This window comes from Streptomyces sp. NPDC051662, assembly GCF_040681655.1.
In the GTDB taxonomy this organism is placed as follows: Bacteria; Actinomycetota; Actinomycetes; order Streptomycetales; family Streptomycetaceae; genus Streptomyces.
The window spans coordinates 66,919-88,512 of sequence record NZ_JBFAZD010000033.1 but is presented as its reverse complement, the minus strand read 5'-3'; the positions used below and the strand labels follow the sequence as shown (position 1 = coordinate 88,512).

Genomic DNA, 21,594 nt, shown 5'->3' with positions numbered 1-21,594 from the left:
CCTGCGGATACACCGGGCCGTCGGTGTGGCACCGCGATCACCTGGACCCCGCCCTGCGGGAGCTGCGCGGCTCCTCCGGCCCGTTCGCGGGCTGCACCAAGGGTGAGCACCAGATCGAGCACCGGTTGCCCAGCGTGGTGCCCAGTGCGTGGAGCCAGGCGTAGGAATGACCGGACCAGCCCATGGGGGCGCGGCGTAGGCCTGGCGCCCCCATGGATCATGTTCACGACTGCCCCGACGCCACCCGGATCTCAGCTCAGGCGGCAGGCGAGAAGCGCGGTCCCGGCGGTGGCCGCGCGGTGCTGGTAGTCACGCAGGCCCGGGGCGCCGGGCGGGGCGGGCAGGCGGGCGTTTCGGTGCCAGTGGCCTGTGAGGGCGGCGAGGAACGCGCTGGCCGCCAGAGGATCCGTCGCGGTGGCGGGGTGCTCGTCCAGCAGGCGGACGATGTCCTGCGGATCGTGGGCGGCCAGGACGAGTTGGGGCGCGAGGGACACGGCGTCGATGCAGGCGGGGCCGGTGGTGGCGTGGGCCCAGTCCACGAAGGTCACGCCACGGCCGTGGTCGCGGACCATGTTGTCGGCCCGCAGGTCACCGTGGACGATCCGGTCGCCGTGGGCGAGCGCAGGCCAGGCCGCTTCGAGGTCGGCGAGTTCACGCAGATGGTGTAGGGCGGCGGGCGGCAGGTCGCCGGGCGGGTCGGCCAGCAGCTCACGCCAGCCGTGCAGAGCGGCCGCGCCGGAAGCGGTGGCGGCCACCGCCGCGGCGTACGGGGCGGGGGCGGGGCTGGAGGTGAGTTTGTCGAGGAGACCCCAGATCTGCCCCGGGTCGAAGGAGTCGGGGGACAGGTCCGGATGGGGGCCGTCCAGATGCGCGATGACCACGGCGGTCCAGCCGGCCGCGTGGTGGATGCCCACCAGCTCCGGGGCCGGGGCGCCGGGCGGTAGGGAGCCGAGGACGGCGCCTTCGTGGAGGTTCGCGGCGGTGAGCGGGTCGTCGGTGGAGGAGGCCTTGACGAAGAACCGGCGCCCGTCGGCCAAGGTGAGGGCGGCGGCGAGCTGGTGGCCGAAGCCGCCCGGCGGGGTGACGGTGTCGGTGACGGCGGCGCCGAGGGCGGTTTCGAGGCGGGCCCGCAGCGGGGCGGGAACGTCGGTCCATTGCAGTCGGCCGACGGGAGGAAGCGCAGACACGGGCAGCTCACAGAGAGAGTGGGGTGACGGGGGGCGCGGGGGTGAGCGCCGACCCGGACCGGGTGAGGAACGGTGTCCTCAGTGGTCCAGATCGGCGCTTGGCGCCTGTCGCCGCATCACACGCATGCCTTGAGTCCTCTGTGGTGAAGTCAGGAAGGGCACCCCCATGGGGTGCCCTTCCACTGTAGCGGGGGACGGGTGGGTCAGCTCGCGGGAATTGGGGCCAGGTGGTGCAGGAGAGACGGACCGATACGGGTGGGGTCGGGCAGGAGGTGGTGGGCTCCGGCCGTATGGAGTGCGGCGGGCGTGTGCCAGCCCCAGGTGGCGCCCAGTGCGATGACGCCGGCGGCGCAGGCGGCGGTCATGTCACCGGGGCTGTCTCCGACGAATACCGCCTGCTCGGGCAGGACGTCGACCCGGGCCAGGGCGGCGTGCAGACCGTCCGGGGCCGGTTTCGCGGGCGCGTCCTGCCGGGTGATCACCACGTCCAGCAGGTCCGTGAGGGCGGGTGGCAGGAACCAGGTCAGCCGGTCGCGGTCCTGGAGGGTGACAACCCCGAGCGCGACGTCGGCGTCGCGAAGGGCGAGCAGCCCGGTGAGAACGCCGGGGAACGTGGCGGGTAGGGCGGCGGCGAGTGCGCCGTCCCACCAGCGGGCGCAGGCGCCGTCCGGGTCGGTGACACCGAGGAGGGTCAGGATCTCGGCGCGGGGGCGGTGCAGGGCGTCGGGCGGGAGGTCCGCCGGGATGGTGCGTCGGCCCGTCGCGCACGTCGCGACCGACGCGAGGGCGGTTCGTACGGCTGGGCCGCTGTCGAGGAGGACGCCGTCGAGGTCGAAGAGTGCCGCCTGTCGGGTCACCGGACACCTCCCGGGTCGGTGAGCAGCGTGGACAGGGTGATCCGGTGCTCGGTGAGTAGGGCGGCGGCTCCCGCGTCGCGGTCCAGGACGCACGCCGCGGCGGTGACTCGGGCGCCCGCGATCCGCAGCAGCCGGGCGCCGCGTAGAAGGCTTGCCCCGCTGCGGGCCGTGTCGTCTATCAGGACGGTGCAGCGGCCGTCCAGGTCGGCGCCCTCGATCTGCCGCCACGTCCCGTGTTCCTTCGGAGCGGCCCGTACGTAGGCGGCGGGCAGGCCGGTGTGCAGGGACACCGCCGTCACGAGCGGGATCGCCGCGAGCGCCGGTCCGGCCACCACCTGTGTGCTTGGGGGCAGCAGGCCGGCGAGCGCCGCCGCTGTCTCACGGAGCAGCAGCGGGTCGGCGGCCAGCCGGTAGGGGTCGAAGTAGGAGTCGAGGGTGCGCCCGTCGGGGAGCTGGTACGGGCCGGGGCGGAACGCCGCCGCGATCCGCTCCGCGAGGACGGTGGACATCGAGGTCGTCATCGCAGGCTCCCGGAGGTGAAGGCGGCTAGGTCCTTCTCCAGCGCGGCGATGTCGGGCAGGTCCGCGAGGAACCCCAGCGGCCGGGTCGGGCCCTCCACCAGCCACTGCTCCGCGCGGAGGAACGCACCGAGGCGGCGGGCGGCCGGGCCCAGCAGCCGCACCGGCACCGGACGGATCGTCGTCGCGTAGTACAGGGCGGCGGTCACCTCGTGCAGGGTGCCGACCCCGCCGCCCATGACGAGGACCAGGTCCGCGTCGTCGAGGTAGGCGTGGAGCCGATCGCCCATCGTCGGGGCGTACTCGACGTCGGTCACATACGGGTTGAACGGCCCCCACTCCTGGTCGGCGAGGGTGACGGCGGTGACCGGCACGCCGTGGCGGGCCGCGCCGCGGGCGGCAGCCTCCATCAGGCCGTTGTAGCCGCCGTGCCGCAGTCCGTACCCGGCCGCCCCCAGGGCGTCACCGGCGGCCAGGGCGAGATCCGTCTCACCGGTGCGGGCGACGACTCCGGCGAACAGGACGGCGGTCAGCGTCATGCGAGTCCCTCCTCGTCCTGCTGCTGGTAGGCGCGGTACGCGGTGATCTCGTCCGCCAGCCCTTCGATCGCGAGCGAGGCGACCAGCCCGCCCAGGCGCACGATCCGCTCCAGCGCCTCATCCGCCTGAGCGACGGTGGGCACCGGCGGCCCGGTCAGGACGTCGGTCAGCTCCGCCAGGCACTCCCGGCCCACCGTGGTGCGGCCCACCTCGTCGGGCAGGTGGTACCAGCCGTGATGCCGGGAGTGCGGCACCAACGCGGTACGGATCAGATCCCGGCACGTGGCGTGGAGCTGGTGCCAGAGCCCGTACGCGATGTACTGCTGCCCTCGGATCACGCGCTTGCGGAGCATCGCGTGCAGGACCATCGCCTGAACCAGCAGCGTCGAGCAGTCCGCCGGCGCCGACCCCGTACGCGCCAGTTCCGCCGCCGTCTCCCGACGCGCGGTCTCGCTCGCTTCGGAGCCGGACTTCGAGCGCTCCCACAGCAGGCGCGGGCCGATCCGCCGCCGCAGGGCCTCCACCCCGCTGGCCGGGCACAGGTACAGGTCGAGCTGGAGCAGGTGCCCACCGTGAGGCAGCAGGTAGACGAAACCGGCGCCGCCCAGGTCGCCGACGATGGTGTCCCGCCAGCCCGGCAGCAGTGTCCCGAACGTGGTGGACATCAAGGCGTCCAGACTCTCCATCAGCAGCGGCAGCCGGTCGTCCTGGACGGCGACGACCAGGTCGACGTCGGAGAGCCGGTCCGCGGTGCCGTCGGCCAGGGAGCCGCGCACCAGCAGATGCGTCACGGCTTCGGCCGCCGACAAGGTGTCCACCAGTTCGGCCAAGACCGTCAGTTGTACGGGCAGATGGGCGTGCGCCAGCTCCTCCAGCGGAGTGAGTACGGGCGCCGGGGATGTCGTGGTCATACGACGATTTCCTCTCTGTGAAAGAGAACAAGAGCGAAGGGCGGGCAGGTCAGCGTGCGAGCAGGTGAGCTTTCGCCTCGCCCCACCGGGTGGCATCCGCGTCCGCGCCACGGGTTGTGTGCAGTTCGGCGATCAGGTCGTACGCCCCGCCCTCCGGCAGCGCGTACGCGTAGTACGCCCGCAACAGCGTCTGTTCGGCCGAGGAGACGAAGCCCAGCTCAGCGAGCTGCCCGGCCCGCTCCAGCAGACGGGCTCTGTCCCGGGCGGTCATCACCGGCAGGTCCACCGCATCCCCCGCCCGCAGGTGCGGCCGGACCGCGAGCTGTCGGTACGCGTCGTCGGTGTAGACGTCCGCGATCAAGTGCAGCCGGTCCGGGCCCGTGACGTTGCGAACCCCGTGGGCCTGAGAGGGCGTCAGCCGCCACAGGGCACTGGCCGCCATGTGCACCCGGGCCCCGCCGGTGACCAGCACCGCCGACGGATTGGTGACGAGCGGGATGTGCAGGCGGTGCCGGCCGCGCCCGTTCAGCTCCGCGTAGTCACGGTGCTCCCAGAGATAGGAGTGCGGCTCCAGCCGGGCGAGCCGTACGTACATGAAGTCCAGCCCCAGCCCCGACAGGAACCCCGCGGTGACGGGCATCTGCTCCAGCAGAGTGGTGGCCCGGGGGCGACCGTCGCCGATCACGACGTCGTGCGGGTCCCCGTTCGACGAGTGGTTCATCAGCGAGGCGGTCCACCACCCGCCGGACTGGTACTCCCCGTACGCGACTTTCCCGCGCGTCGGCGCCCCGAGGGCCTCCGCCCGCATCTGCTCCACCAGCGTCTCGTCCAGGTTGCTCAGCCGGGCGACCTGCCCCAGCAGCTCCGATCCCGGGCCACCTGTCTCCTCGGTGACCGCCGTCGCGGCGAACGTCATCGTCCCCATGCGGAATCCTCCTGACATCTTGTTCAACACGGCCCCCGGTCGGGCCGTCGGACTCAGGACACCTCAGTCGTCCGTCAGGCCCCAGACCAACGGCGTTGCTGCCCGTTGCCGCCGGTTGCGGTGGGTTGCGGTCCGGGCTGGGCGCCCTTCCCCGGCCCGTCCGCAGCCGGAAGACTGGTGGCCCGTGTGCTCCGAAGGGAACCGCCGTGACCGTGGACACCGCCGCCGCCCTGCACCCGCTCGCCTACCTGCTGTGGAAGCGCGGGATGACGAACGAGGCGTACCTGTTCCGGGTGGCCGAGCAGCACCGGCGGATGGGGTACGGGCAGATGGGGTACCGCAAGGAGAAGGCGTCCCGTTGGGTCAGCGGCGAGCACGCCCCCACTCTCCGCACCCAGTTCGCCATGGCGGCGCTGGAGAAGATCTCTCCCGAAGCCGTTCTGGCCCACGGCTGGCCGGGCTGGCTCTTACTCGCCGTACCCGACGACCACCCCGTATTCACCGCCCCGTGGACCACCACGGCGACCGTGCACGCACTGGAGATCGCAGGAGGTCCGGTGGACCGCAGGAAGTTCTTGATCACCACATCCGTCACCCTCGGCAGCACCATCACCCAGTGGTCCGGCGCCGTCCCCGCCGGTGCCGCAACCACCGGCGGCCGCCGTATCGACCACAGCGTCCCCGACCGCTTCGAACGCCGACTGGACGACCTGCGCCACCTGGACGACCACATGGGATCTGGGGACGTCTACGAGGCGGCCCGGACGGAAGTGCGGCTCATCACCAGCACCCTCAAGAACGCCTCGTGCACAGAGGACGTCCGCCGCCGTCTCCTCGGCGCGGCGGCCGAGGCGTCGCGCTCAGCCGGGTGGACCGCCTATGACAGTGGCCAGATCGCGGCCGCCGAGCGCCACTACGTCACCGCCCTGCGGTCCGCAGCCAGCGCCGCAGATCCGGTGGTCGGCGCGAACACGCTGGCATTCTGGGCGATCCAGCAGTACTCGACCGGCAACCCGCGCGGCGCGATCGACCTCGTTGAAGCCGCTCTGACCCAGGCTCCGAGGATCGGTTCCGCCCGTATGACCGCCATGCTGCACGCCCGGGCCTGTCGGGCTCACGCGCGCGCCGGCGACGCCCGCGCCGCAGCCCGCTCCGCGAACGCCGCTCTCGATACCTACGCCCACGCCGGCGCCATCGCCGACGACCCGTCGTGCGTCTACTGGTTCAACCTGGGGGAGACCTACCAACTCCTCGGCAGTTCGGCTCTCAACCTCGGTGACCCGAAACAGGCGCTCCGCCACTTCCGGGACGCTTCCACCGCTCACAGTGCGGAGGGTGAGGCGTACAACGGCGACGACTTCCCGCGCGGACACGCCATTTACCTCGCACGCCTTGCTGAGGCTCATCTCGCCCTCGGAGACGTCGATGCCGCCGTCGATACCGCCCACACCGCCGTCTCCCGGATGGGAGGTGTCACCTCTGCGCGTGGCAGCAGCACCTTGGACGACCTCCGGTTGAAACTCAGCCGTCGCCGGGGCGTACCTGCCGTCGCCAACTTCCTGAACTACACCGCCGCCGACCATTAGGCGGCGGCGCTCATAGCCGCCGTGTTCTGACCTTCTCCTCTCGAAGGCCGCCGGGCCCCCCCTTCCGGCGGCCTTTCGTTGTGTCGACGAAACGAGGGGTGTCGCCCCCATGGAGTTGCTCTTGGGTCGACACAACAGCAAGGCCCGGAGCCGCTTGGCTCCGGGCCGGACCGCTGGAAGGGATGTTCAGGATGCGGGCGGTGCGGCCTTCGCGTAGGCGGCGTCGACGTCCGCCCCGGTCCCGGCGAACTGGTACTTCTCCCAGGCGCTTTGGCGGGTGACACCGAGCGCGTCGGCGACCTTCTGCCAGGACAACGAGAGGTGCCGGGAGTGGGCCACGGTGGCCACCCGCAGCGGCTCGATCTTCTGCTCCAGTTCGCGCAGCGCGGTCAGGGCGGCGAGGGGCTGCTCCTGGGTCAGCGCGTACAGCCGACTCATCAGGTCGGCCATCTCGTCGGCGACGTCCACCGGGTACATCGCTGCGGTCACCGTGGCGATGTGCTGTTCCCAGTCGGCCTTGACCGCGGCTGCTGTCGACGCGGGGTCGCCGTCCACCGCGCGGGCCTCGCCGTGCCAGACGCACTGGCATTCGGCGCGCAGTGCGGTCGGCTCGCCGGGGTGCAGGTCGAAGGTGACCAACCCGGTTTCGCCCCAGGAGTCCCACTCCTGCCAGGCGTGCCCGTTCCAGACCCTCCCGTCCGGCGTCCCGCTCTCATCCAGGGCCCGCGCCAGGCCCTCGTGCTCCCGGCGTCCGTCACGGTCGTCGTCCCACATCGCGCTTCCTCCTCCTTCGACGGGCAAACGAGTGTCAGGCTAACCTGACATTCACTCGCTTGTCAGGCGACCCTGACGAGAGGTGGCACGCTGCGCGTTGCCTGGACGTGTTTCATAGGTGGTCCCTGTTTCAACACCGGGCGCCGACGGTGTCGCCGCAGGTCGATTTGTTTCACAGGTCGTTTCTTTCCTCTTGACCGGTGAAACGCACTTCTGAAACGATCCGAGCGTGATCACCGATACGTACCGGCTCGTCGAGTCGCACGCCTGCCCGATGTCCACCTGTCAGGCCCCGGCGGGCTCGCCCTGCCGCACTACCTCCGGCAAGGTTGCGCTCAAGTACCACACCGCGCGCTTCCAGCTCGTCCCCGCACTCCGCTCCGAACTGCACGTCGCCACCCCGGCCGTACGCCATCCCGGCTCCGTCTGGACGGCCCTGCCGGTGCAGAAGGTCGCGCCGCCAGCTGTGCCGATGGAGGTCCGGATCGCGTACGCCCGCGTCTCGACCCGGACGCAGGAGATCCAGTCTCAGGTCGACGCCCTCGAAGCCTCCGGCGTGCACCGGCTGTTCCAGGAACAGATCAGCACCCGCGTGCGGGAACGCCCTGAGATGAAGGCGGCCCTGGCGGCGGCCCGCGAGTACCGCTCGCTGGGGGCGAAGGTCACGCTCGTGGTGCACGAGATGAAGCGCCTGGGCCGCGGCGCCCTGGAACTGCTGAAGGCCGCCGAGGAACTGCGGGACGCCGAGATCGAGCTGGAGTTCCTCACTGGCCCCCTCGCAGGGAAGCACGACCCGTCCGGCCACGGGGCCGCCCTGTTCGCCTTCTTCGCTGCCATGGCCGAGTCCGAGCGCGACTACATCCGCGACAAGACCCTCGAAGGGCAGGAGACCGCCCGCAAGAGCGGCAAGGCCATCGGCGGCGTCAAGGTCTCCGACGACGACATGCTCGCCACCGCCCTCCGACTGCGCGACCAGGAACACCTGTCCCTGCGCGAGATCGCATCCCGCCTCGTCACCCGCACCGGCAAGAAGCGGGGCCAGCACCCCTCTCCGGCCACCGTCATGCGAATGCTGCGCGAGCATGACGAAGTGACCGCACTACCGTCTACATCGACCCACTGAGAAGGCGGACGGTTCTTTGAACACTGCTATGACCGGCCCGCCCTTGGGGAAGGAACCCGTGCGTGAACGTCATTGAGTCGATTCTCTACAGCCCTTGGTACGTCGGCGTCGTCTTCGCCGCGACCGTCATCGCTGCCGTCCGCCAGGTCCGCGCCGCCCGCACCACCGAAGTTCTCTACCCACTCCTGATCAGCACGCTCCTTATGGCGGTGTTGCCGCTGGGCTGGGCCGCAATCCTGCACGGCGCCCATGGTGGCGACGGAGTGAGCGCCGTGTGGGAATCCTGGTGGATCGGCGCCCTGATCGGTGTGGTGTTCGGCGCGGGCCTGGGCGTGTCCGGCTCCGCGCTCGCCGCGATGCGCCGCCGTACAAACCGGCGGCCGGAGGGGGAGCGGGCCTGATCGCCGGGGGCCCGGATCGCCGAGGTTGGCGACCGGGCCCCTTGTTGCTGCCGGAGGGGGTCAGCGCTGTGTCGGCTTGTTCTGCTGCTGCGGCTCGGCGCCGCCACGGCGTAGGTGCCCCGCCTGTTCCGCGGCGGCGCCCGACTTCTTCTTCGCGGAGCCGCTCGGCTTCTTCGCTGTGCCCCGCGTGGTCGACTTGCCCCGGGCGGCCGCCGTGGAGACGCGCGTGCCCCGCCCGTCCTTGGCGCCGGGGAGAGGCCGGGCCAGTGCCTCACCGATCTGGCGCATCGCCGGGATGTCCACCGTCGTGGACGCAGTGTCCCGTGACGCCGGCGGCGGCCCGCTCCGGCCCCCGCCGGGGGAGCTGTAGGCAGAGGCGGCGTCCGCTACGTCCCGCAGTGCATCGGCAGCCGGAGCGTCGGACCCCTTCTCCTCACCCCGTCGCCGGAGGCGGTCGGCCGCCGACTGTGCCCATCCGGCGACCTTCTCGCAGACCTTGATCGAGACCTTGCGGAAGAACTCGCCGACGCGGCTGTCCCCCATCAGCCGGTCGAAGTGCTCCCCGGCCCGTTCCCGCATGACGCGGACCAGGTGGCCGACCGCGCCGCGCACCGTCTGGATCTTCTGCCACTCCGGGAAGTCCTGGAGCGTGGCGGCGTGCGCATCGGCCTGCTGGAGGGCTTCGTTGACGGCGGAAGCCTGCTGTGCGGCAGGCGCGGCCGCCGCCGCTTCCGTCACCCCCTCCGTGGCGGTGTCCACCAGGCCCGGAGCGGCGGACGGTTCCGCCGGCGGGGGAGGGGCTACGGCCTCGTTGAATGCCTGCTGCAACACGGTGAGGTCGGCGTCGAGGTCGGCGAACAGGTCCTGCGCGGTGCCGTTCTCCGGCGGCACATGCTCGTTCCAGGCGTCCATCACCGCTGCCTGGAACTCTGCGCGGACGTCCATCGGTCCGGCCGGAGGCTCCGTCGCCGCGGTGTCCGTCGGGGAGGCGTCCGTACCGGTCCACAGCGGCAACTCGCCGGGCTCAGGCGCGGCAGGCTCCGGCTGATGATCGGCGGCCCGGAGGGCGTCTTCCAGCGCCTGGCGGATGCCGTCGACGGCGGCGTCGAGAGTCGGCCCGTCACCCTCGGGGGCTGCTGCACCCTCCGGCTTCTCCGGGCCGGGGACGTCTGCGGTCGCCCCTGCCGGAGTCCCCGACGCGTCTTCCCGGGCCGGGTCGGTGCTCTGTGAGTCCGGGACTCCGGGACTGCCGGACTCTGTGGCTTCCTGCTGTGGCCCGCCGTCCGCCGCCACGGCGCTCTCCTCGTCGACGTCGGCCGACCGCTGAGCCAGCCACTCGCTCCACCGAAGCGGCCCCTCGTACCGCTCGTACTCGTCCTCCAGGCCCCGCACTTCGAGAGCCTCTTGCCGGTCCTCCGCGTCCAGCTGCTGCCACTCGCGGTAGGCCGCAGCGGCCCCTTCATCGCGAGGCGGGCGCCCGGCCCGGTAGTCGGCGAGGTAGCCCCGGCTGAGCGCGGCCGCGGCCGCCGCCTCTTCGGCCCGGGCGACCTCCTGCTCGGCCTGGACCGCTGCCAACGTGGCCCGCACCTGGTCCTGCATGCGTCGCGAGTCGTACAGCAGATGGGCCAGCGGGAAGGCCAGCTCGCGGCGCTCCGGGTGGCCGGGGTCGGTCGGTAGTGCGCCGCCCCAGTTGTTGACCGCCCCCTGGACGCCGTCGAGGAACTGCGTCATCTGCTGCGATCCGTGGGCGCCGGAGACCGCGGCCGCCAGGCCGTCGAGGTTGCCGACCAGCTCCCGGAAGCGCTCGTTCTGCTCGAAGTCGGGGTAAGCCCGGGCGGCCGCACCGGCCACCGCGTCGCGATGCCGCACGGCACCGTCGCGCAGGGCGGCCCGCAGTACGTCCACCCGCTGCCGGGTCTCGTCACCAACGGCCGCGCCGGGCGGCGGACCGTACGGAGCGCCGGTGAACGCGGAGTGCATGACGGCCGCGTGCGCTGCCGCGTCCTCCGGTGCATCGGCCAGGTAAGAGACGTGGTCGGTGGGCAGCTGCGCGAACCATCCGCCCTCGGAGCCCGGGTGGATCGTGGCGATGACGAGATCGCCCCACAGCACGTCTCCGGTGTCGACCGGCTGACCGTCCAGCCCGGACAGGCGCAGCCGGTAACCCGGGTCCCTGGCGAGCGTGGCGGTCTCGAAGTAGCGCTGGGGTGCGGGCGGCTCCTCGGTGATCGGCTCGTCCGGCGCCGGCGCGTCGGTGGTCTCCGGGATCGGCGGGGTGGTCATGGTCGGTTCCTCCGAAGCGTCGTCGCCGGGGGCGTCCTCGCTCGCCGGGGTCGGGGCCGGGTCCGGCTCCAGCGGCGTGGCCGCTGTGCCGGGCTCCGGCGTCTGCTCGTCGCCGTCCGCCGTCGGGGGGCGGTCCTGCTCGAGGAACGACGCTTCGCGCCGTGCCTCGTGCATCCCCTCATCCGGGACTGCGACTGCGGGTTCCTGGGGGTTCGGCGCGCTATCTGGCGCCGGATCGACGTCCGCCACGGTCTCCTCCGGGGCGCCGTCCGTCACGGTGTCCTCCGGATCGACGGCGGCCGGCGGCTCCTGCGTTTCCTGGAGGTCCGGCGCCGGGCTGTCGTCCGTGACGCTGTCCGTCTCGGTGTCCGCCGTGGTCTGTGCGTCCGTAGACGGCTCCGCAGGACCGGGGTCGGCGGCCGGTTCGCCGGGGCCCGGCTCGGTGCTTTCCTCCGGGGTCTCCGACTCGTCGTCGACGTCCACGGGCCCTTGCTCGCCGGGCCCTGTCTCGGCGGCCGCGCTCTCCAGGTCGGCGGCACCCTGTTCTGCGGAGTTCATGGCGAGGGCGGCCAGCTCCGCCTCGAAGGCCTCCACCGTCGCCTGCGAGCGGGAGGCCAGGAGGTCGGCGGCCTCCCGTACCTCTCCCAGCGGACCGCGCAGGTCCTCGCCGACCACGGGCTCCAGGGCTCCGCTCCAGACCGCCACCGTGTGGACCTGACGCACCAGGTCGTCCGGCGAGCCTGCCGGGCCGTCGCGCAGGGACTGCCCGGCGTCCCGGTACGCCGCCGCCAGTTGGGCGACGGGGTTGGTCGGGTTCCCGGTGCCGTCGGGCCGCTGCTGCCGGTCGGCGTCGTAGTAGCGCTGGACCGCGGGCAGTGCGTCCCACCGTGCGAACGCCGCGCCCAGCCGGTCGATGTCCGCCTGCGCTTCCTCGTCGGTGGTGTACGGCTCAGCGGGATCGAGCGGCGGCACGTCCACGTCCAGGAGCACCACGTCCAGCTCCGGCAGTTCAGCGGCGGCCGGTGCCTCAGCGGTTTCGGTCTGCGTGGCGTCGTCCAGCGTCGGCGTCACCACGGCTGCGAGGGGCTGCGGAGCCGCATCCTCTGTCGACGTCTCCGAGTGGTGCGCCTGAGCCAGTGCCTCGCCGATGGGGACGCGGTCGGCGTACGTGGTGACATCGGCGCGCTCGGTCCAGCTGCACACACACCACGCCTCGACCCACTCCTGGGTCGGTCCGCCGAAGGTGACGGCCGTCGCGTGCTGCACCCCGTCAGCAACCGCTGTGGCGTGGAGGCGGAGTCGGTCGAGCATCGGCGCCCATGCGGACATGTAGCTGTCGACGGCGGTGCAGGACGCGATCAAGGTCCCCGCCTGGTCCTCGATCAGGAGCGGCGCTAGGTCGTTGGTCGCGTCGCGGCCTCGCCACTCCCGGCGGACCGTGTACGGGACGCCGGTCTCGGCGGTGATCGTCCACGAGCCGTCGGGGTGGTACTGGATCGCCTCCGACTCCCCAACCTCCGGCAGCAGCCACAGTCCGGCGTCATAGTGCATGCGGCGGGCGACGGTGAACCCGTCGGCCAGGTTCCCGCCAGCCTTGGCCGCATGCTCAGCGACGGCCGCCAGGGCCGCGCTCTCGCCCTCGCCGGAACCGATGCTGATCACGTCCCACCGGCCCGACGGCTCTACGCCGTGCCACCACGCCTGCCACATGATCCCCCGCGCGCCCCTGCCCTGGGCATCGTGGGAGATCTCGTACTCGCCGACGGTCAGCCCGGGGCCCGCGACGGCGAACTGATACGAGGACGGCTCGCCGTTGCGGACCCGCGGGCTGACGGTCAGCGCATTGACGTCGACGACCTCGGGCGCCGCCTCCGCGACAGGCTCCGGCACCGCGGCGCCGCCCTCCGCCCCCCAGCCGGCGAGTCCGAGGATCGCGACGGCCATGCGGTCGGTCTCGTTCGCCGCATCCATGTGGGTCGCGCCACGCCGGGCGACCAGCGCGGCCCGGTCCTGGCGGGCAGCGAACGCCTCATCAGCCGCCCGCTTCTGTGCCCTCGTGTCCCCGCCCGCGGCCTTCACCTCTGCTCGCGCTTCACGCTTGGCGCGGTCGTCACCGGCTTCGCACGCCTCGGTGAGGATCTGACTCGTCAGAGCCTGGGCGGGCCACGGGGCGGTCTCTCCGGCCTCCAGCGCGGTCGACAGCATCTGTCCGGCAAGCTCGGCGATTCGGTCGGGCCACTGGTTCCAGTGCAGGTTGACCACCTTCGGGTCACCCTTGGCCAGGTCCTGAACGAGGCTCTGAACGTCGTGGTGTTCGATCTGCCGGTTCTCGTCGTTCAGGAGCCGGTGAGACAGGCACTGCGCGCACACGGTGTAGCAGCCAAGTTCGCTGCCCTGATCAGTGTCGACGGCGACCGTGTACCGGGCACCCGAGCGCTTCGCGCTGCACTTTCCGACGTACGGCTGCGACGCGTCGCAGTACGCGTCCGGGGTGTCGGCCATGTCGTCCGTGAGCTGGGCCACGACGCGTAGCCGCCCGTTCGGAATGGCGTCCTGGGCTGAGTGCCAGATCTTCCACTCGGCGACGTACTGCCGGTTATCCGGGCCCCTCCGGGACCAGTCCTCACCGGTGTGGCCCTGCGCGCCGTTCGGGTCGGTCAGGTGCTCCCAGCCCCACCGGCACGACGCGATAAGGCCGATGCGGCCGAACCGGCTGACCAGGTACACGCCCTCTTCGAGCTGGACGCGGTCCGTGACCGTCTCGAACTGGGGGGCCTGCGCCGTCAGGTGCCCGTACTGGGCCCACAGGGAAGCGAATCTAGTACGGGTCGCCGAGTCCTCACGGATACGCGCCAGCACGGCGGGAAGGGGCCGGTCTTCGATGTTCACGGCCCACCAGTAGGAGCCGTCAGCGTCGTGCCCGGCCTCCCACTGGTCCTCATCCGGACGGGCGTGCGGCACATGGCGTAGCCGGAACGCGTGCCCGGCCGCCGTTGTCAGAATCCAGCCCGCCGCCGGTTCGCTCCAGTCGGTGAACGACACGGGGGCGATCGTCTCGCCCTCGATGAGCGCCGCCCGAAGCTGCACCCCTCGCCCGTCCTCCGGGACGGCACCGTTGTCCGTGGCCGTGTCAGGCCCGGTCTGCTCGTCCGGTGCGTCCGGGGGCAGGTCGCCGAACAAACCGAGCTGTTCCGTCTCGTCTGTGCTCCGGGAGACCACGCTCCCCCCTTCTTGGGTGCGGTCGGTCGGCTGTTCCGGCGCGGGTCGGTCCTCTTGGCCCGGGCGGGCGGACGTGGTGTCGGTCGCGCTCGCGGTACTCACGTCCGCCGGCGGCGCGGCGGCCGCGCGCTCGGCGAGGTGAGATGCGTCCGCGCGCAGCCGGAAGGCCTGCGCGTCTAGGTGCTGACGCAGCCGGTGCAGGGGCGGGCCGACGTAGCGGTTGAGGAGATCATCATCGGTGGCGACGAACAGTGCCGTCGCGGCAGCCGCTGCGCCCTCCATTGCTGCGGCGTTGGCCCGGTAGGCGTCCACGCCCCGGCCGGTGGGGTCGATTGCCCCGACCGCCACGTCGAGGGCGCGGAGTTCGTCCTGGGGGCCGTCGCCGTTCGGCCACATGCGCCCCGTGGCCTCCGCGACAGCGGCGCCCAGGTCGAAGGTCCGCCGGACGTCGAACACGGCCTGGTCGTGACTGCCGTGTCGGCCGAACAGTGCGGCGACGTCCTGCGTAGGCCGCCGCTCGCGGGGCACGACCGCGACCTCGTCTGTGACGGCCAGCGTGAAGCCGTTGCCGGTGCGAGTGGCCACATCGCGGGTAGAGAACGTCATCATGCTGCCCCGCTGCGAGTTCTGCGCGAAGCGCAGTTCGGTGACGACCTCACCCCGCGTACCACCCTCGGCGATGAGGTCACCCACCCGGATCTGCCCCACGGTGCGAGTCTCCGGCCGCAGTTCGCCGCGATGACCGGTGGGGATGAGCGTCACCCGGTCAGGCAGCAGTGACACGAACACGTCCTCGTCGATGGCGAGTTCTTCGCCGTCTAGGTCGCGGATTACCGAGTCGAGCAGGGTGGCACTGCCCCGATAGTCGCGGAACCCGGGGGAGATCGTCCCGGAGATCTGTACCTGATCGGGCGCGTCCTGCTCCCAAGGGGAGGGCCGTTCGAGGCGGGAGCCGTTCACGACTGCCGTGATCCGGTCTCCGCCCTGGAGCGCCTCGCGGGTGACCTCGTGCGGCACCTGCGTTGCCGTCGCCTGTTCGGCAGGTGCGTCGGTGGACGGTTCGGTGTCGGCCGGCGGGGCCGTGTCGTCGGGGGCCACCGACTCGGGGTCCACGCGAGTCGCCCAGATGCGGCGGGCCATTGCCAGCTCGATGACGTCGGCCGCTGGCACGCTCAGGCGAAGGGTGATGTGGTCGATGCACTCGGGGTCGCCGCCGTTGACCCGGTACAGCTCCTTCTCGTAGTTGTCGTCGATGTGGAGGCTGCACTGGCCGCAGACGCCGTCGCCCGCCAGGGCGAAGTCGTTGTTGCGGTTCTGCGCGTGCAGCGGCTTGTCGGCGCCCTCGCGGGCCTCGCGGGCCACAGACACGCAGAAGGCGACCGCCTCCGCTTGGCTGTCCATCGGGTGGAACTCCCTGACGACCTGGCCGGCGGACTCGACGCGTGGCACGAAGGTCGAGGTCAGGGTCTCGTCGTTCTGGCTCAGCTTCACCACGAACGGGATGCCGTCCGCGGTGACGTCGAAGGCCACCTCTGCGGGACCGAAGCGTGGTCCCATCTCCCCGACCGTCACCGGGATCGGCTCGCGCACCCGGGCCAGCCCGTTTTCGGGCACCCAGTTGGCATACGACGTGACCGGGCGGGCGGGGACCGAGTCCACCTGCGGTAGGTCCTCCAGCGGCAGCTGTACCGCGGGCCCGTCGGCGGGCTGTAGGTCCGCGGCCGCCCCGTTGACGGAGTAGGTGTAGCCGGTGGCCTTCTTCCCGCTCCGGCTCAGCACGTGGTACTCGCCGGTGTGGCCGGTGCGGTCGGTGCTGACGAACCAGGTGTCCCCAGCCGCGCCGGGCGACATCACCTGCCCGGTTACCTGCTGGCCGCTCTGCCCGTCGCGCCAGGTCACCCACGAGCCGATGCCGTACTCCGCTGGGGCCAGGCCCGGGGCGTCTGTTCGTTTGGTCAGCCGTAGGGAGGGCAGCGGCCGGAACGGCTCCAGCCGGTTGTCTCCCTTGTACGTGCGCCGCCACTTGGTCAGCTGTCCGGCCTGTTCGGCGGGAGTCTGCGCCGCCTGCTCGTTCTTGGTCTCGACTTCCGCAGCGAGTTCCCCACGGGGCCGCTGGTACCCGGCCACGATGTCGGGGTGCACATCCTCGGAGGGGACCCGAAGCAGGGTGAACGCCAGCCGCCCGTCCGCGCTGACCAGGCGTTCCCGCCCGTCGTCCCGCGCAGCGGCATCGCCCCGTCCGGCGGGGGGCGCTTCCGGCTGCACCTCTTCCACCGTCATCTGCCCCTGCGGGACGCCGGCGGACTTCTCCGCCTCCGCCTCCGCCTCCGCCTCCGCCTCCGCCTCCGCCTCCGCCTCCGCCTCCGGCGGCGGTGCCGGGACCCGCCCGGGCTGTGCGAGCCCGAACGTCTCGAACAGGTCCGCCGTGCCGTACCCGTCGCTGTCCGCTGCCGGGGCTTCCGCGTCATCGGCGGCGGCCGGGGAGGGTTCCGGCTGAGCGATGCGGTGCTGCCATACGGCGTTCTCGACGAAGTGCCGCGCCCACTCGCCGGAGATGTGCCGACCGTCGCGCATCTCGCCGACGAACGCCCTCTTCTTGGTCTTCTGGTCGAACTTCCGCTCACCGCGGGCGATCAGCAGCCCGTCCGGGTCGTAGACCGTGACCTTGTCCAGTGTGCTGTCGTAGGCGTACGCCTGCCCGTCGTCGGTTTCCCAGGACGACGCGTCCGCAGGGGCGGAGCCAGCCCACCGGCTCTCCGGGTCCCGGCTGCGGACCTGGTCGAGCATTCCGCGCCCGTACGGCGAGCGGAGCCGGTCGATTAGTCCCCCACTCGACCAGTCGAACGGGTCTCCGGTCGCCGCGTCGCGCCACTGGTCCAGGGCCTCCGCCCGCGCGCGGGCCTCCGTGCCGCCCTCCCCGGATTCCAGCATCAGCACCGGCTGCGCGGTTCCCGCGTGGAACACGCCCCACCGGTACCGCCCGGTGTCGGGGTAGTGCATGCGGGCGATGACCAGGGCCTCGCCGATCAGTTCGACCTCGCTGGCCCGCTCCTCCCGCCGCCAGACGGTGGCCCGGCGGTTGGCCGCCTCATCCTTCGTTTCGGCGACTCGGAAGGGGTCGCCCTCCTCAAGCCGCCAGTGGCTCCGTACGTCTTCCGGCGTCCCGAACCGATCCCCCATGCGCTTTCTCCCCGTGCCCCGTGCTCCCGTGGCACGTCAGCAAGCACATGCCACGTCATCCCCACCCGACCCTACCGACCAAGGTCAAAAACCTCGATCCAGAATGCACCGGCACAGTTCGGCGAACGCGGGGGTTTCCGACACGCCGTTTGACGCCGGGCCTTAGCCGGTTTCGCCGTTCTCTGTCGGTGGCGGTGGGTATCGTCTTTTGTGCACGGCCACGCACAAGGCCCAAGCCAGCCTCAGCCCATGACTGGGAGCGATCTGAGGCAAAGGTGCCAGGGCCCGAAAGGGTCCCAGCGCATCAGTGCGAAGAGGAACACCAGTCCGTCTTGACGGACATCCGTATGCCCGCGCAGGTCCACCGAGTTCTCCGCGTGCATCGGGTCATGGGTAACCGCTGCACGCCGACGAGGAGAAGCTCGTGGTCAAGAAGCACGGGAAGAAGACGCGCGCCAAGAAGAAGGCCCAGCGCACCGGAGCTGCGTACAGCTCCGCAGCCGCCGGCACCATCCACACCCACACCCCGCTCCCCGACCTGACCGCCCTGCCGCTCGTACCGCACGGCAGCTGGAGGGTTCTGGATCTCGACCTCGCCGCCCGCCTGGTCGCCGCCTGCCGGGCCGGGTGCCAGTCGTGCCAGCGGACGCTGATCGCGAAGGTCGTGAAGGAGAAGCGGGCGACGCTCGCCGTGCTCGCCGGAGCCGTCTACGGCACGGTCCCCGCCGTGGGGCTCGCCGCATCCGACACGACCCGGCAGTGGGCCCCCCTGGCCCGCACGGCCATGCAGGCCGGGACCGGTGACGAGGCGTTCGCCGCCGTCGACGCGATGGGCGAGGCCGCCGCGGCCGCGCTCCTGGATGACGCGCTCGACCACTGGGCGATGGGTGACGGTCCCGGCCTGGCCGAAGCCGTCCGGAAGGTCGCCGAGGGCGCGTCGCAGCGCGGGACCGCCGACCCGATGGACGCCTTTCGGGCGGCCGGGATCAACGTCGTCACCCTGGATGACCTGGACCTGCCCGACGACGTCGACACCTACCACCTCGCGGAGAACTACGGGGTGTTCGTCGGGCAGACGACGACCCCGGACGGGCAGCCGCTGCCGATGCTCACGCTGTACCCGGAGAGCGAGGGCGCTGGGATCGAGGACCTGGAGGCCCGCACCGACTGGGACCACTGGGGACTGCACGGCATGCCGGACGTGGACCCGTCCTGGCGGCTGCGCGCCACCATCGCCGACCGCTCCCTGAGCGGGCTGGTCCACGTCGACGACGACGGCCAGGACGACATCGAGCTGTGGCGGGCGGCGCAGACCGTGAGCCTGCCCGCGGACTGGTGGGCGCTGCTCGACCGGGCCCAGCACGTCTTGGTGGTCGGCCCCGTCAAGGAAGCCGACCACCAGGCACTCCAGAGCGCGGGCGACGCGGGGGAGCTGCTCGCCGTCATCGCACGAGTGAGCTTCCACTGATGCCCCGCCGTGAGCGCCGCCCCCGCCAGCACCTGCCCGGGATCGCCGACATCCGGATCGCGGCCGACGCGGCCACCGTCGCCCTGGTGGTCGAAGTCCTCGCCCGGGAGTTCAACATCACCGACCCCGAGCCGTACGACAGCGGATACAGCTACCTCCGACTCGACGCTGGCAACACCTCGGCGGACCCGAACGACAGCTGACCGCGCCTCATTCCCGGTCGGAAAACAGGAACTTGCCCAGGCCGGGGAACCCATCCCCGGTGCCGTCCGGCGCGCACGCACCCGCACCACGGGAGCGCTGACCGCGCCGGTCGGTGCCGGGGGAGCGGGGGTCTGGGGGCCGGCGAAGGCCCCCCAGCACCCACCCGCCCCGGCCTACGACTCTTTGACCAGAAGACAGGACGACCCCTTGACCCACCCTGACGAGTGCAAGGTGAACCTCTCCCAGATCGCCCGTATGGCTGGAGTCGGCCGCGCGGCCGTTGCCAACTGGCGACGCCGCCACGGCGGACTCGAAGCCGTCGGCGGCACGGACGAGAGCCCCCTCTTCCTCCGCGCGGCCGCCGAGCAGTGGCTCCGCGACCTGGACAAGCTCCCCGAGCCCGGCCCGGCCGGGACCCTGCCGCCCGCCACCGTGACCTTCGCCGGAGGCCCGACCATCACCGTGTACGGCCCCGAGCTGCACAGTCCCGCGCTACCGGGGAGCGGCGCCGCGCACGAGGAGGAGTTCGGCGGCTACATCGAGCCCGACCGGCCTGCCGGTATCCCCTGGCCCACCGCCTGCGCCCGGATCGAGCAGCCGGGCCACGCGCCGTACGAGGTGACGGACGCCCACGTTGACATCAGCGGCTGGGGCGGCCGCGTGGACTACCTCAAGCTCATCTGGCCCGCCGACCGGCGCCGGGCCCTGCCCACCACGACCGAGACCACGGAGGCACAGGCATGACGGACACCACGACTGAGACCACGGCGACCACCGGAACCGAGACCACCGCAGTGGTCCCGCCGCAGCAGGAGCCGTATGTGCCGGAGGCCCTGGGGGCGACCCGGATCGCGCTGCTGCTCGCCGAGCACACCGGCGAGCCGGTTACCGCCGCCGACGTCGCCGAACTCGTCGCCCAAGAGCAGCTGGTTGCCTGCGACGAGTACAAGGGCTGGCCGATGTACTCCACGGCCGCCGCGCGCGAACTCGACGTCGACCTGGTGCGCTCCGTGGCCGGCGAGCGGGTGGCATGGGAGGCGGCGAGCCTGCCCCGGGACGCGGCCGCCGCCCGGATCGGCTGGCACTGGAGCGACCTGGTGCGCATGGGGGAGGAGGGCCGCATCACGACCGGCCGCGGCGGCCGGTACCTGCTCACCGACCTGGACAAGATGGCCGCCGAGGCCGACGGCGAGCAGTACGTCACCGCGCAGGCCGCCGCCACGGACGTGCTGGAGATCCGGGCGAGCGACTGGAAGTACGTCGAAGCCGCCGGATGGATCAGCCCCGCGCACATGTACGAAAAGGAGGTCGGCCGCCACCGGACGGTCACCGTCGCCCTCTACCGGCTCGGTGACGTCCGCGCGCTGCGGGACCTGCCCGGCGTCGACTGGGAGGCCACCCGCGGCCTGCCGAAGGGTGCACCGTCCCCGCTGCGCGAGTACGCCAAGCTCGCCCCGACCCGGGCCGCCGCCGTCCGCGGCTTCGCGCAGGGCCTCGCCGACCGGCACGGGATCACCGTCTGGGCCTGGAACAGCCCCTACTCCGGCTGCTGGGAGCTGGACTGGGAGCGGATCGAGGACCTGCCCGGCGAGGCCACCGTGCGCCAGGAGCTGGCCGACGATCCGGAGGCGGGCGCCTACGCCGCCGAGATCGAGCTGTGCCCGGCGTGGGGCGAGATCACACGGGAGGCCCGGGACCTGCTGGAGCCGGGCCGTGCGGTCGTGCTCGATACCGAGACCACCGACCTGGTCGGCCGTATCGTCGAGATCGCCGTGATCGACGCGGCCACCGGCAAGAAGCTGATGGACACCCTGGTCAACCCCGGAGATGTCGAGATCAGCGACGGAGCCCGCTGGGTGCACGGCATCACGGACGAGATGCTCGCCGACAAACGGCCGTTCGAGAAGGTGCTCCCCCGGCTCCGCAAGGTCACCAAGGGCCGGACGATCCTCGCCTACAACTCCGAGTTCGACAGGTCCACCGTCCTCCGCGACATCGCGCGGGCCGGGAAGAAGCCGATGCACCTGGAGCCGTCGACCGGCTGGTACTGCCTGATGGAGGCGTACGCCCAGTGGCTCGGTTCCCACCGGTGGCTCCGGCTCGGTGGGAGCCACCGCGCCGCCGGCGACTGTGAGGCCGCCCGGCAGGTGCTGATCGAGATCTCGAAGGGGCGGGGCGCCGAGTTCACCCCGACGCCGCCCGCCCCGGGCGACCCGGTCAGCGGCCCGCCCTCCGGCACGATCCTCTCCGCCACTGTCGTACCGCACGCCTGACCCAGCGCGCGCCCGCCGGACATGCGGACGCTCCATCTCGAATCACAGACTGCCGGAGTCACAGACTCCGGCAGTCTGCGTTTGGGTCCGCTGGAGCGCCCGGTGGGCGAATGCCAGGCCGGGCGGTGACGTCGGCGGTTCCGCTA

16 protein-coding genes are annotated in these 21,594 nt (G+C 71.9%); 8 read left to right on the top strand and 8 right to left on the bottom strand.

Features of this window, described 5'->3' with window-relative positions; genetic code table 11:
- Positions 1-23: 23 nt before the first annotated feature.
- A complete protein-coding gene (locus tag AB0M67_RS36040; protein WP_365751822.1) occupies positions 24-164 on the top strand; it encodes a DUF4913 domain-containing protein in 141 nt (46 codons plus the stop codon).
- Between the two features lie 87 nt (positions 165-251).
- On the opposite strand, the gene AB0M67_RS36035 is transcribed toward AB0M67_RS36040, so the two are convergent.
- The 6 genes from AB0M67_RS36035 to AB0M67_RS36010 form a co-directional block, all read right to left on the bottom strand.
- Positions 252-1,187 (bottom strand): phosphotransferase, encoded by a 936-nt coding sequence (locus tag AB0M67_RS36035; RefSeq protein WP_365751821.1) that lies wholly within the window; start codon positions 1,185-1,187, stop codon positions 252-254.
- A 203-nt stretch (positions 1,188-1,390) separates the two neighbouring features.
- Complete coding sequence (locus AB0M67_RS36030) at positions 1,391-2,044, bottom strand: HAD family hydrolase (protein WP_365751820.1); 654 nt, start codon at positions 2,042-2,044, stop codon at positions 1,391-1,393.
- Positions 2,041-2,565 (bottom strand): phosphoribosyltransferase family protein, encoded by a 525-nt coding sequence (locus AB0M67_RS36025; protein ID WP_365751819.1) that lies wholly within the window; start codon positions 2,563-2,565, stop codon positions 2,041-2,043. The genes AB0M67_RS36030 and AB0M67_RS36025 overlap by 4 nt, the downstream gene beginning before the upstream one ends.
- A complete protein-coding gene (locus AB0M67_RS36020; RefSeq protein WP_365751818.1) occupies positions 2,562-3,101 on the bottom strand; it encodes an LOG family protein in 540 nt (179 codons plus the stop codon). Before AB0M67_RS36020 ends, AB0M67_RS36025 begins: the two co-directional genes overlap by 4 nt.
- Positions 3,098-4,012, bottom strand: a complete 915-nt coding sequence (locus tag AB0M67_RS36015) for a nucleotidyltransferase domain-containing protein (RefSeq protein WP_365751817.1) — start codon at positions 4,010-4,012, stop codon at positions 3,098-3,100. The genes AB0M67_RS36020 and AB0M67_RS36015 overlap by 4 nt, the downstream gene beginning before the upstream one ends.
- A gap of 49 nt (positions 4,013-4,061) precedes the next feature.
- Positions 4,062-4,937 (bottom strand): aspartyl/asparaginyl beta-hydroxylase domain-containing protein, encoded by an 876-nt coding sequence (locus tag AB0M67_RS36010; protein ID WP_365751816.1) that lies wholly within the window; start codon positions 4,935-4,937, stop codon positions 4,062-4,064.
- A 206-nt stretch (positions 4,938-5,143) separates the two neighbouring features.
- Between AB0M67_RS36010 and AB0M67_RS36005 the strand changes: the two genes are divergently transcribed.
- Entirely contained in the window at positions 5,144-6,523 is a 1,380-nt protein-coding gene (locus AB0M67_RS36005; protein ID WP_365751815.1) for a transcriptional regulator, read from the top strand.
- Between the two features lie 186 nt (positions 6,524-6,709).
- On the opposite strand, the gene AB0M67_RS36000 is transcribed toward AB0M67_RS36005, so the two are convergent.
- Complete coding sequence (locus tag AB0M67_RS36000; RefSeq protein ID WP_365751814.1) at positions 6,710-7,297, bottom strand: hypothetical protein; 588 nt, start codon at positions 7,295-7,297, stop codon at positions 6,710-6,712.
- 229 nt (positions 7,298-7,526) lie between these two features.
- Between AB0M67_RS36000 and AB0M67_RS35995 the strand changes: the two genes are divergently transcribed.
- Positions 7,527-8,420: a recombinase family protein gene (locus AB0M67_RS35995; protein ID WP_365751813.1), complete on the top strand. Its 894-nt coding sequence runs from the start codon at positions 7,527-7,529 to the stop codon at positions 8,418-8,420.
- Positions 8,421-8,482: 62 nt separating this feature from the next.
- Positions 8,483-8,821 (top strand): hypothetical protein, encoded by a 339-nt coding sequence (locus AB0M67_RS35990; RefSeq protein ID WP_365751812.1) that lies wholly within the window; start codon positions 8,483-8,485, stop codon positions 8,819-8,821.
- A 60-nt stretch (positions 8,822-8,881) separates the two neighbouring features.
- Here the strand turns inward: AB0M67_RS35990 and AB0M67_RS35985 are convergent, their stop codons facing one another.
- Positions 8,882-17,503, bottom strand: coding sequence for a hypothetical protein (locus AB0M67_RS35985; protein WP_365751811.1), 8,622 nt, complete (start codon positions 17,501-17,503; stop codon positions 8,882-8,884).
- A gap of 424 nt (positions 17,504-17,927) precedes the next feature.
- Between AB0M67_RS35985 and AB0M67_RS35980 the strand changes: the two genes are divergently transcribed.
- From AB0M67_RS35980 to AB0M67_RS35965, 4 genes are all read left to right on the top strand, one after another.
- Positions 17,928-18,971, top strand: a complete 1,044-nt coding sequence (locus AB0M67_RS35980) for a hypothetical protein (protein WP_365751810.1) — start codon at positions 17,928-17,930, stop codon at positions 18,969-18,971.
- Positions 18,971-19,174 (top strand): hypothetical protein, encoded by a 204-nt coding sequence (locus AB0M67_RS35975; RefSeq protein ID WP_365751809.1) that lies wholly within the window; start codon positions 18,971-18,973, stop codon positions 19,172-19,174. Before AB0M67_RS35980 ends, AB0M67_RS35975 begins: the two co-directional genes overlap by 1 nt.
- A gap of 208 nt (positions 19,175-19,382) precedes the next feature.
- A complete protein-coding gene (locus tag AB0M67_RS35970; protein ID WP_365751808.1) occupies positions 19,383-19,919 on the top strand; it encodes a hypothetical protein in 537 nt (178 codons plus the stop codon).
- Entirely contained in the window at positions 19,916-21,448 is a 1,533-nt protein-coding gene (locus AB0M67_RS35965) for a 3'-5' exonuclease (RefSeq protein WP_365751807.1), read from the top strand. Before AB0M67_RS35970 ends, AB0M67_RS35965 begins: the two co-directional genes overlap by 4 nt.
- The last annotated feature ends 146 nt before the right edge of the window (positions 21,449-21,594 follow it).

Excerpts from the sequence above, each read along its gene's own strand:
- AB0M67_RS36025 (WP_365751819.1), bottom strand. The coding sequence starts at position 2,565 with ATGACGACCTCGATGTCCACCGTCCTCGCGGAGCGGATCGCGGCGGCG.
- AB0M67_RS36020 (WP_365751818.1), bottom strand. The coding sequence starts at position 3,101 with ATGACGCTGACCGCCGTCCTGTTCGCCGGAGTCGTCGCCCGCACCGGT.
- AB0M67_RS36010 (WP_365751816.1), bottom strand. The coding sequence starts at position 4,937 with ATGGGGACGATGACGTTCGCCGCGACGGCGGTCACCGAGGAGACAGGT.
- AB0M67_RS36000 (WP_365751814.1), bottom strand. The coding sequence starts at position 7,297 with ATGTGGGACGACGACCGTGACGGACGCCGGGAGCACGAGGGCCTGGCG.
- AB0M67_RS36015 (WP_365751817.1), bottom strand. The coding sequence starts at position 4,012 with ATGACCACGACATCCCCGGCGCCCGTACTCACTCCGCTGGAGGAGCTG.
- AB0M67_RS35975 (WP_365751809.1), top strand. The coding sequence starts at position 18,971 with ATGCCCCGCCGTGAGCGCCGCCCCCGCCAGCACCTGCCCGGGATCGCC.
- AB0M67_RS35985 (WP_365751811.1), bottom strand. The coding sequence starts at position 17,503 with ATGGGGGATCGGTTCGGGACGCCGGAAGACGTACGGAGCCACTGGCGG.
- AB0M67_RS35965 (WP_365751807.1), top strand. The coding sequence starts at position 19,916 with ATGACGGACACCACGACTGAGACCACGGCGACCACCGGAACCGAGACC.